This is a genomic window from Mesorhizobium sp. M4A.F.Ca.ET.022.05.2.1 (genome assembly GCF_003998845.1).
GTDB lineage: Bacteria > Pseudomonadota > Alphaproteobacteria > Rhizobiales > Rhizobiaceae > Mesorhizobium.
Window position 1 is genome coordinate 1 of the sequence record NZ_RZOJ01000210.1, and the last position, 10,271, is coordinate 10,271.

Below are 10,271 nucleotides of genomic sequence, written 5' to 3' on the forward strand. Positions count from 1 at the left end.
GCGCCAGCGCCTTCGCCTTTGCGCCGACCGGGCCGGGCGTCGCCGATTTTATTCAGCTCTCGCTCGGCCGCGAGATCGAGGTTTTGGCCGGCCCCGTCGTCGATCCCGATTATCGCCCCTATAGCGCCGACGATCTTTTGGAGCCGTCCTGGGTTTCTCGCGATTCCGCTGCCGAGGCGCAGCCTCTGGCAGGACCAGTCTACCGGCTGCGCGGCCGCGCCGGCGGCGGCATAGTTCACATGCGAAGTTTTTTGGCGCGCCTGGCTCGGATCGAACGCGAGCAGCGCGAGGCAAACCGTCCCGAGCTGGAAAACCGCATCATCCGTGAGGTCGGCCCCGACGGCATGCGCGATACCGCTTTTTTGGACGCCAACCCGGACTGGTTCGATTTTGTGCCGCGCGAGAACCGCTTTTTTGCCGACTGGGAGCGGTCGAGCGCCTGCGCCGACCGCATTTTTGACCATTGGGCCTTCGATATCCACGATCTTGAGGGGCGTGGCCAAAAACGCGAAATCGGCTTTATCCCGCGGCCGCTCAAAATGCCCGCCGGGAAGCTGCCGATGGAAGAAGGTATTTCGGTGCACCGGCTGATGGAGCGGACCGAGGCGATCGACGCGGAGATTGGCCTGCCCTTCGCCTGGTTCTTTTTTATGACGCACGGGCACTGGGTCGATCCGGACGTCGGCGGTGCGGTCGCAGAAGGCCTGCGTGCCGGCCGCGTGCGCCTGCCAGACCGCGATGCAGCCGTGCTGCTCGGCTGGGCAGACAAAAAATATCTGTTCTGAGCCGCCGTCATGGATCTTCGCCTGCCAAAACTCGCATCCGACCAAAAACTGCGCCGTGCGGAGGCGCTCGATGCGCTGGATTCGGTACTGCCATTCGACCGCCGCGATTTTCTGGCCGAACTTTTGACCGACGACGACGTCGCCACACTGCGCCATCTCGCCAAGGAAGGCATCGGCGCAAATTCTTTGCGCGCCCTGGCCTCGGATCTCGGTTACCTCGAGGCATGGTCTCTGGCCGCGACCGGTTTTTCGCTCCCCTGGCCGGCGCCGGAGGTACTGCTGATAAAATTCGTCGCCCATCACCTGTGGGATCCCGCAAAGCGTGAAACCGACGTTTCGCACGGTATGCCGGAAGACGTGACCGCGGCGTTGAAGTCGGCAAAACTGTTGCGCGTCGATGGACCGCACGCGCCGAACACCGTGCGCCGGCGTCTGTCCAGCTGGTCGACGCTGACCAAATGGCGCGGTCTTAGGGGAAAATTCAACGCGCCGGGACTGCAGAGCGCGATCAAGTTGGCGGTGCGCGCCAGCGCCCGCCCGCGCGGCCGCAAGAGCAAAAAGGCGGTTACCGCCGACATTTTGACCGTGCTGCTCAAGGCCTGTGCCGGCGACCGTCTCATCGACGTCAGGGATCGCGCGATCCTCATCACCGCCTTCGCCTCCGGCGGCCGGCGTCGCAGCGAAATTTCGGCGCTGCGCGTCGAGCAGATCGTCGAAGAAGAGCCGGTACCCACCGATCCCAAGGCTCCCCACGGCGAAAAACTGCCGTGCCTGTCGATCCGGCTCGGCCGGACCAAGACGACACAAGCCGACAGCGACGCCTTCGTGTTGCTGATCGGCCGTCCGGTGCGGGTCCTGCGGGAGTGGCTGGAGCGTGCGAACATCAGCGAAGGCGCCGTGTTCCGCGGCATCGACCGTTGGGGCAATCTCGAAAAACGCGCCCTGACGCCGCAGGCGGTGAACCTGATCCTGAAGCGCCGCATCGCTGAGGCAGGCCTCGACCCGCAAGCCTTTTCCGCGCATGGCCTGCGCTCGGGCTACCTCACCGAAACCGCCCGCCGCGGCATTCCGCTGCCGGAAGCCATGCAGCAGTCGCAGCACCACTCGGTCCAGCAGGCTTCGAACTATTACAATGACGCGGAGCGGACGCTCGGCCGGGCGGCGCGGGTGATCATATAGATCCGGACATCGTGCGCGTCGCTCACGGCGCGCGATGTCAGACGTCGGTTCTAATGCTTTAGCGATGCCCGACATGCCGTTTCGCGCCGAACGCGCCCTACAACAAGCTCCCGCCCTTACGCTGCACGGAGATGTCGAGACCAAAGGCAGTGCCCGGGCACAAAGTGCAATAATCCCAGGGCAACTGACCGCGGGAAATCGAACCTCGAATCCCGACTCGGCAGATCGGTGATAAGCGCGTCAAGCCGTGGGATCGAATTGAGCAGGACCGCCTTTGGAAACTGTCCGGACAAGCGGAGTTCCGCCAGTGCCGTTCGCGCCGCGATGCAGGTCCTTCAGCATCATACCGACACCCGCTTGAGACCGCCCCGTGCTCATCCCGTCATCCTCGCCGTCGCGCCGTTCGCCTTCAGCGCCGCCATCAGCATCGGTCCGACAGAAAAAGCCCCTGCCTTGGCCTTGTCAGTCAGCACGCGCAGGTATCCGCCGGCGGAATTGATGTGCTGAGCCCGTTGCAGGATACAGGCAATCACGATCGCTGCGGTTTCCTGGCCCATCGCATGGCAGGCCTCCTCATACGCCGACGGCGAGACGCCAAGGTAGCCGCGCACCTGGGCGGCGGTAATCATGAAATCGCGCCAATTACCGATACCGTTCACGGCGTAGTCCACAATTTCGGGGCAGGCCTTCAGCACAAGCCCCAGCGGATAGGTTTTCGGGGGCTCTGCGGTTCTCGTGCTGGGCTCGGCCGTCGCCCCGCTTTTCTCGAAAGCAGGTTCAAATTCAAAAATAGAGTCGGTATTTGAATCAGATTGCTGCCGCTCGTTTTGAGAGTCATTGCCGCTCGGATTCGTGGATTTCATATGGATTTCCAGCAGCTTGTCCACACCATCACGCAACGAGGCCAGATCGACAACTATAGGCTCGAGATCGGCAATGCAGGCTCGGCGCGGAATAGCCTCCACAACCTGGCGGAAACGCTTCCAAAGGCCTCCCCAGTCGCCTGGGACATCTTCGTCAAAGGCCGCCTCGATCAGCTTGTGGATGTCGCGCCGGTGCAAGGTAATCCGCTCGCGCATAAGCCTGAGCGCCCTGTTGTCGGCGCGAACACGCTCGGCCGCCGCCTCGAACTCATAAGCACGGGCCAGCAGCGGCGCCAGGGAAAAACCAAAGGCTTCCTCGATCCCCCCTCCGCTGCCCTTGCGGGCGTAACGCTTGCCGTTCGGGCTATCCCGACGGATGATCAGCCCGCAGTCCACAAGGGCCGCCAGGTGCCGCCTGAGTGTGGCATCGGGCATTCCGTGCGCTCTGAGCGACAGCTGAGCGTTCGAGGGAAACACGATAAGGCCGTTTTCCTCACTCAACTCACTGTCAGGATAGAAAGAGAGCAGTGCATTCAGCACGGCCAGAGCACGATCCCCGATGCCGACGATGCTCTTGCCCTCGCAGAGGTTGCGGTAGATCTGCCACTTGTCGACGACCCTGCCCTTGGGGATTTCACCTGACTCGTTCTGCGCTGCCAGCAGGGCAAGCGACATCGGCCGCCGCCCAAAGGGCGTCGTTGCAATACCCGTCTCCATTTCTTCCTTCGCCTTCAATTAGGCAAAAGAAATCTGCTCGCCAAAACGACGCCAATGACTCTTGACAGTGATTCGTGGAGATGCGATTCTCAGCTTGCTTATGGTTGAGAAGGGCTTCCGCGACGGTGACGTTCGGGGGCCTTTTTCTTTTGCGGTTTAGTCTCCTGTTGCCTCTTTCTTCGATGTCCTGAATGCCTCGTAAAGGCTGTCCAGGTTCTCCGAAATGTATTCGCCGAACTCGGCCGCGTCTTTCGCTTTCAGCGCCAGACTGAAGGTCTTTCCATTGTTTTTAATCGTCGCGGCGACTGATTTGTCGGCCGGTGCCCAGGTTCTGTTGATCCGCGGAGCGAGCCCTTTCCTGATCGGCTTGTTGGACTTTGCTCCGTTCAGAAAATCAAAGAGCAAGTTGAAACGCTCATCAGAATCCGCGGCCGCGAACTCTTCGCTGGCCACATAGCTGTTGGCAATTGGCGTGTTCTTCGGGTTCTCGACGAGCTTCCGAAGATCCAACCACCGGTCGCGTCCAATCCCTTTGGCCGGCCCAATCGCATCAATGATGACCGCAGGGATAGCTTTCGGAATCGTCAGCATCTTAGAGAGCGTCTGGTAGTCGACCGACAGAGCAGATTGGATGGTTTCGCGGCTGAACCCAAGCCCGCCCAACTGCTGGGCGAACATAACACGCTCAATGAACGTAAGGTTGGCGCGTGCGGAGTTTTCCTGCCCTTGTGCGACAACGTGGTCGAAGTCTGCCAGCGTCTTCACCACTGCGCGGACAGGCCTGCCGAGTTGTTTGGCAACTCTCACCCGTCGGTGTCCGAAAACGGCCATGTAGCGGCCTTCGGCGCTGGGATGGGGTCTTACAAGGATTGGGGTATCCTGTCCCCTCTCCCTGACGGCCTCCAGCAGTTCGTGGTATGCGTCGTCCTCATCAACGCTCATGCGATCAGGCACAAATGACCTGTCGACCAAGTCGGGATCAATTTCAATAACCGTTTCGCCTTCGGCGAGCTTGGAGGCTTGCCTGGCCAGTTCATCGATCGACGATGAGATGGACCTCGCCGCTCCGAATTTGCGAAACCGGGAAGCTGGCTCGCCATCTTCTGCCGTTTCGGGCGCGGATTCCCGCATCAAATTGTCGAAAATGTGCTTTCTTGCCATTTCAGCGTCCCAAAATTTGGGTCATTCATCTGATTTCATTGCATTAAAACCTGACTTAGACGGCCGTCTATTTCGCACGTCCCCAGGCCCCGTGGATTAGTTCTCTGATTTCCGCGTTAACCGCTTCCATCGACTCCATGGCGCGGTCGTACGTTGCCCTATTCATCCCGGATTTCTCGACCTCATAAAGCGTCTGCTTCGTCAGCCCAGCATCCGAAATAGCGGTCGATTTCAACATCGGCGTCTTGAGCATTTGCGACGCGAGCATTGACTGCATGAATCCGACCATCTGGGCTTGCGGGACGTCGGTCGGCTCGTATCGAGTGATCAAATATCTGAACCAATCTAAATCTACTTCGCCGCCGGCCTGGCGAATTGTCTTCAGGATGTCGCCGAGCATCAGAAGGAACTGCGACATCGACATCAGGTCGAGCATCTGCGGATGTACAGTGATCAGCACCGAACTCGCCGCCGACAGAGCAGTCAGTGTCAAATAGCCGAGCTGGGGCGGACAATCGATTACGACCACGTCATAACGGTCATCGACCTCCTGCAATACCTTTTCGATGCGATTCCAAAACGTCTTGCCGGCGACGGAATTCTTATCCTGCATCGCCAGTGGAGTGTCGTACTCATATTCCTGCAATTCGAGCGATGCAGGGATAAGTTCAAGGCCTGGAAAGTTTGTCGGCAAAATTACGCCCGTGATGGGCTTCCGCTCGTCGTCGTAGCGGATCGCTTCATAGATCGACGGATTCTTGTCGAGTTCGGGTTGGATGCCGTGGAGGGCCGACAGCGAAGCCTGTGGGTCAAGGTCGATGGCCAATACACGGTGCCCGGTTAGCGCCAGATGTTGCGCAAGGTGTGCGGCCGTCGTCGTCTTTCCGCTGCCCCCCTTGAAATTAACAACAGCAACGACCTGCAGCTTCTCTCCCCTGCGGCGGTGAGGAACGTATTTCTTCACATCGGCTCGGCCGTGACGGTCGAGCCAATGACGCAGCTCCATGATCTGCTCAGCCGAATATGTCCGCCGACCCCCGGCGTGTATAGTTGGCTCGACACCTTTGCCTTCCAGGTGCAGCTTCTTGAGATTGCTAGTCGAAACCCCGAGGAAATACGCCGCTTCCCCGAGTGAGAATTGCCGCAAGGTCTTCCTTGCGTTCGGCGGGAATGTCTCGAAACGAAGCTGGTTCAGTTTCCTGGAAATCTCGCGGCCTTGTGCCAGAATGGTGTCGTCGAACAAAGGTTTCGACACGGGCGCTAATACATTCATGTTTTCCGGAACCTCAAGTGACGGCATTTCGGCGAAATTCTTTCGAATGCCGTCATTATGTCCGATTCGTTCGTGCCGACAAGAAATTTTAAGTTAACAAAAGGTTAACGCTAACTGTGCCAGAAAACTGTGCTGAACTGGTTGTGTGATTTTGAAACTCGGCACCCATGTGTCCCGGGCAGGTTGGGAATGCGATCGGACGGTTTCCATGCAAGCGGGGACTGTTCCAGTTTGGTTCTGAGCGCAAAGGAAGATCGAAGGATTGTCGGCGATTCCGGCCTCAAGACATACCAGAGTGATAACCGGCTCGTGCAGATCTGGTCTACTCTAGGCAGCGATATTGGAATCAAAATAGGCTACCGAAGCGGCCCGGTTTGACCGAATGCGCCTTCTGCAACTTCCCCATTCACCGCATCATTGCGTCTGTCGGACCGGCGTTGTCCGCGTTCTCGAAGAATCCAGCTTCGTGAAAGAGACACATTTCCGGCAATCTGAACGGCCAGAAGACTGTTTTCGCTAGCTTTTTTTGCCATTTAGACGGCAGTCTATTCGATATGCCATCGCGGTCCGCGGCGCGCATGGCCGACGGCGGACGGTCGTGCCCCCGCCCCAGAGCGTGAACTCCCGCGAAGCCAAGCGTCATCATCTCGACAGCCGCCAGGGGACCTGCGGGCGCGTGTGGGCCGTCGAGACACAACAGGCCTTGCGCCTTCAGGGCCGCTGCCACGTCTTCCGGCATGTCGTGCGTGGACAAACGATCGCGCTTGGCGGGATCCCACGGACGATGCGCGACGAACTTGATCAGCAGCGCCCTCCGGCGCCGAAGGGCAGCAGCCGACCTATGACGGTCTGGCAACTACGCTTCGAGATAACCGACGTCCGACGCAAGCGCGTTTAACGAGGTCTCGCCAGTGTCTTCCTTTCCCAGATGGCACCTAGCCAGAAACGCGCGGCGATCGAACGGCAGACCTAATCGAGCGCGTCGATGACGTTGGCGCGCCGTCAGCTTTGCTTGGGATGCGAGCTTTGGCACATGAATTCATGGCAGCCACTCAGAACAGATACGGCTTGTCGGCCCAGGCTAGCAGAATGGCAGCATCTTGGTCGGGCAGCCGCACCCGTCTCGCGCAGAGGCGTTCGGCGATCGCCTGGCCGACATTCGGATCAACCCAGTGTCCGTGCGTCATCAGAAGAACCGGGCGAAGGGCAGGCTTCGTGGATGTCGAAGGCCCAGTGGGCAAAGATGCGGTCGGTGGCCGCGCTCGATCGCTCCCAGTGGGCAAAAAAGCGGACATGGCGCGGCACGAAAAAGAACCAGTCCGGATTGGCGTCTAAAACGCTCTGTCACGCGTGCCGTCGGGGGCCGACCTCACGGATGATGCGGTTTTCGAGCTCGGGCCGCCTCGCCTCGCGTTGCGCGCGTCCAAGGCGCCCACGGCGCGCCAAAAAACTGCGCATATGGACGATGCCGCGCAGGCGGTAGACGGACGGCGCCAGGGTTCCACCAATAAGGATCATCGATGGTCACGACGGTGAAGGCAAAACCTGGAAAGTCCTTGTTGAGGGCAGGGGCGAGCTCGGCATCGGCCGACTACCCCTCCAGAGATGCGAGTTCGGCCTCGACGGTGGCGGGCATCGGGCAAGCGGATCGGCTCTATTGTATCATTCCGGCGCTCCTCACATCCAGGTGGTTCACTCAAGCAGGGCGAGCGATTCCATTAGACCAGAAGGAAAAAGCCACAAAGCCCTGCGTTTCCAGGGCCGCCCAACGATCCAAGGTCAGAATTTTCGCGAATCTGGGCGGCGAGACCAATCACTGTCGACAAGAGTGATTGTGATAAACGCTGTAGCCTTTAGTTTCCGATCTCAGTTGAAGCGTAAGCTGAAATTCCAGCCCAATTTCGGTCCTTGCGGGGTGCATTTACGGGAGTGTGGCGCGAAAATCCTGCCTTTGACATCAGCCCCGGCTTACTCTTTTGTCGGCGGCCACCGGCGAGCTGTATGCACCAGAGCCAGCACCCACAAGTTTTCGCCTTCGACTTGGTAAACCAGACGGTAGCTCTCATGTGGAATCAGCTCGCGCGTGCCGGTGATTTTTCCGGTGCGGCCGAGCTTGGGGAAATCCGCCAGCCTCGCCACTGCGTCGCTGAAAAGCTGGTCCATCCGAGCGGCCGCTGACGGGCTGTCGGCCGCAATGTAGCTCCAAATGTCGGCTCGGTCCTGTTCGGCCTCTGGCGTCCATATGACCCTCACGCCTGGCTTGCCGTCTTGGCACGCCGGGCGGCGAAGTCAGCCTCGATCTCATCATTCGTCCGGCCTCGGCCGGCCCGCATCGAGGACCGCGCGACCTCGACCTTGCGGCGCAGGAACTCGTCATACTCCCGCTCTTCGCGCCGGCGCTCAATGTAATCACGCATCAGCTCGCGAACTACCTGCGATGCCGGCCGATGGTCGGCTTCGGTTTCGGCCATGAAGGCGTCGCGCAGCTCCGGTTCGAGCTTCAACGTGAAAACCGCCTCTTTCGGCATGCTCGGCTCCTGCGGGCTAGATACTAATGAAGTATATATGTTGTCATCACCAGCCGGCAAGCCGGCAAAGTCGACCGTCCTCATGCGGGGGATGGGGCTTGCTCAAAGGGCACCTTGGTGAGGAGGGCAAAGCGCGGCCGCCTTACCGGGCGAGTGACATGCTTGTCGGATAGCCGCTCGACGTCGACGGTCTTGTTGCCTTTGAAGATGCGCAGGACGAGCGAGGCTCTCGCGATGCCGCCGAGGCGGATTCAGCGCAGTCTGAAATCATGATGGCTGGATGGATTTGGGAGCGCACATACCGGCCGTCGTTTCCGTTGGCGCAGCCAGTCGTGCCGGCCAAGCCGTGGTTCATTCGTCGCCGGCGAGGCCGTCGAACGCCTCCATCAGCGCATCGACGATCGCTTGGCCGAGCGTCTGTGCTGTCTCAGCGATCTCGGCTCCGTTTCCCCTGCGGGCCGCGGTGGCGAGTTCCGAACCCTGATCCGTCAGAATCGCATTGGACCTATCGATTGCCCATTGTGCAAAATCGTTACGGCTGTCGATGATCCTGGTTTCCATCGATGCGCGCTCCTGCGTTTACGATTTGTTGGCTAGGGTCAGGGTGCGCGATGGGTATTGCGTTCGCGCCCATACACTCCTCGAGGCTTGCAGCGTCAAGCTCCCTGGGCAAGCCGTTTCTCCTCGCGCAGCCCGCGATATCGGCCGAAACGGGACCTTTTTCCTTCGTTGAGACCGGTCATGTCGGGCCCTTGAAGGAAAAGCACTCGTTTTTCGATTCAAACGGGAAGGGGAGGGGACTTTTTCCCGACCTCCTACAGGCCACTCGCCTTGTGAGATTGACCCGGAATCGGTCGCGGCGCCGGTGATACTTTCGGGTCATCTCGGCCGAGGCATGTCCGAGCTGCTTTTGCACGTAGCGTTCGTCGACCTCGGCCGAGGAGGCGAGGCCCGCGCGCAGCGAGTGCCCGGAAAATTTCATCTCCCGCTTGCCCTCCGGAAGATCGCCGCGCACGCCGGCGGCCAAGGCCGTGCGCTTGACCAACCGGGCCACCTCCTGGTCGTTCAACCGCTCCGGGCCAACAGCCTTGCCTTGGCCGGTGACGCGGCGGAACAGCGGTCCGTGCTCGATGCGAGCGAGCTTCAGCCAGGTCTGCAGGGCGACGACGGGACAGGTGGCGTCGGACGAGCCGCGCCCGACCTCGACCTCCCGCCAGCCGGTCTTGCCGCGCAGCGTCACCAACATGCCTTTGTCGAGAACCTCGACCCAGCCGCGGCCGTCCTCCGTCTGATCCCTGGCAGCGTCGAGACCGACGATTTCGGAGCGGCGCAGGCCGCCGGCAAAGCCGATGAGCAGCATGGCGCGGTCGCGCAGCCCGCACAGGGTGCCGCGGTCGAGTGTTTCCAGCATGGCGATCAGATCCTCCGGCAGGATCGCCTCCTTCTGCCGGGGCGGGGCGGCGTGTCTGTTGCGAATGCCGGCCATGACAGTCACGATGTGACGGTCCTTGCGGTCCAGCGGCTGGCGGCGCTGGGTGAAATTCCGGCTCAGCGACGACAGCCGCCGCTCGATGGTCGATACCGAGTTGGGCTGCTTGTCTGCGGAACAGACCCGGACGCGCAAGCCGTGATATAGAGGCCGACCACTCGCGGATCGGGCGAGAACGCATCGACACCCTGCCGCCGCGCCCAGGCGCAAAAATGCTTCCAGTCGGCGGCATAGGCGCGGCGGGTGTTGGCGGAGCTTGCAGCTTCGACATAGTCC

At 60.5% G+C, this 10,271-nt stretch carries 9 protein-coding genes and 1 pseudogene; 2 read left to right on the forward strand and 8 right to left on the reverse strand.

The features are described 5' to 3' along the window. On the forward strand, positions 1-785 hold a 785-nt coding region (locus EN745_RS21250; RefSeq protein WP_127422179.1), incomplete at its 5' end, for a hypothetical protein. A 9-nt stretch (positions 786-794) separates the two neighbouring features. Then, on the forward strand, positions 795-1,964 hold the full coding sequence (locus EN745_RS21255) for a tyrosine-type recombinase/integrase (protein WP_127422180.1): 1,170 nt from the start codon (positions 795-797) through the stop codon (positions 1,962-1,964). Positions 1,965-2,338: 374 nt separating this feature from the next. Here the strand turns inward: EN745_RS21255 and repC are convergent, their stop codons facing one another. The 8 genes and pseudogenes from repC to EN745_RS21305 all read right to left on the reverse strand — a co-directional run. Further along, positions 2,339-3,544: a plasmid replication protein RepC gene (gene repC, locus EN745_RS21260; RefSeq protein WP_127422185.1), complete on the reverse strand. Its 1,206-nt coding sequence runs from the start codon at positions 3,542-3,544 to the stop codon at positions 2,339-2,341. Between the two features lie 156 nt (positions 3,545-3,700). Continuing rightward, positions 3,701-4,705, reverse strand: coding sequence for a plasmid partitioning protein RepB (gene repB, locus EN745_RS21265; RefSeq protein WP_127422181.1), 1,005 nt, complete (start codon positions 4,703-4,705; stop codon positions 3,701-3,703). A 67-nt stretch (positions 4,706-4,772) separates the two neighbouring features. Continuing rightward, complete coding sequence (gene repA / locus EN745_RS21270; protein WP_127422186.1) at positions 4,773-5,978, reverse strand: plasmid partitioning protein RepA; 1,206 nt, start codon at positions 5,976-5,978, stop codon at positions 4,773-4,775. Between the two features lie 406 nt (positions 5,979-6,384). Further along, the gene (locus tag EN745_RS21275; protein WP_127422182.1) at positions 6,385-6,834 is read right to left on the reverse strand and encodes a hypothetical protein; all 450 of its coding nucleotides are present in this window, start codon (positions 6,832-6,834) and stop codon (positions 6,385-6,387) included. A 1,112-nt stretch (positions 6,835-7,946) separates the two neighbouring features. Continuing rightward, positions 7,947-8,231 carry a type II toxin-antitoxin system RelE/ParE family toxin gene (locus tag EN745_RS21285; RefSeq protein WP_127422183.1) on the reverse strand — a complete coding sequence of 95 codons (285 nt, stop codon included), beginning with the start codon at positions 8,229-8,231 and terminating at the stop codon, positions 7,947-7,949. Further along, positions 8,228-8,506 (reverse strand): antitoxin of toxin-antitoxin stability system, encoded by a 279-nt coding sequence (locus EN745_RS21290; RefSeq protein WP_127410484.1) that lies wholly within the window; start codon positions 8,504-8,506, stop codon positions 8,228-8,230. Before EN745_RS21290 ends, EN745_RS21285 begins: the two co-directional genes overlap by 4 nt. A 351-nt stretch (positions 8,507-8,857) precedes the next feature. Next, positions 8,858-9,067, reverse strand: coding sequence for a hypothetical protein (locus EN745_RS21300; protein WP_127422184.1), 210 nt, complete (start codon positions 9,065-9,067; stop codon positions 8,858-8,860). Positions 9,068-9,335: 268 nt separating this feature from the next. Continuing rightward, positions 9,336-10,271 (reverse strand): annotated as a pseudogene (locus EN745_RS21305) (site-specific integrase); the annotation flags it as partial.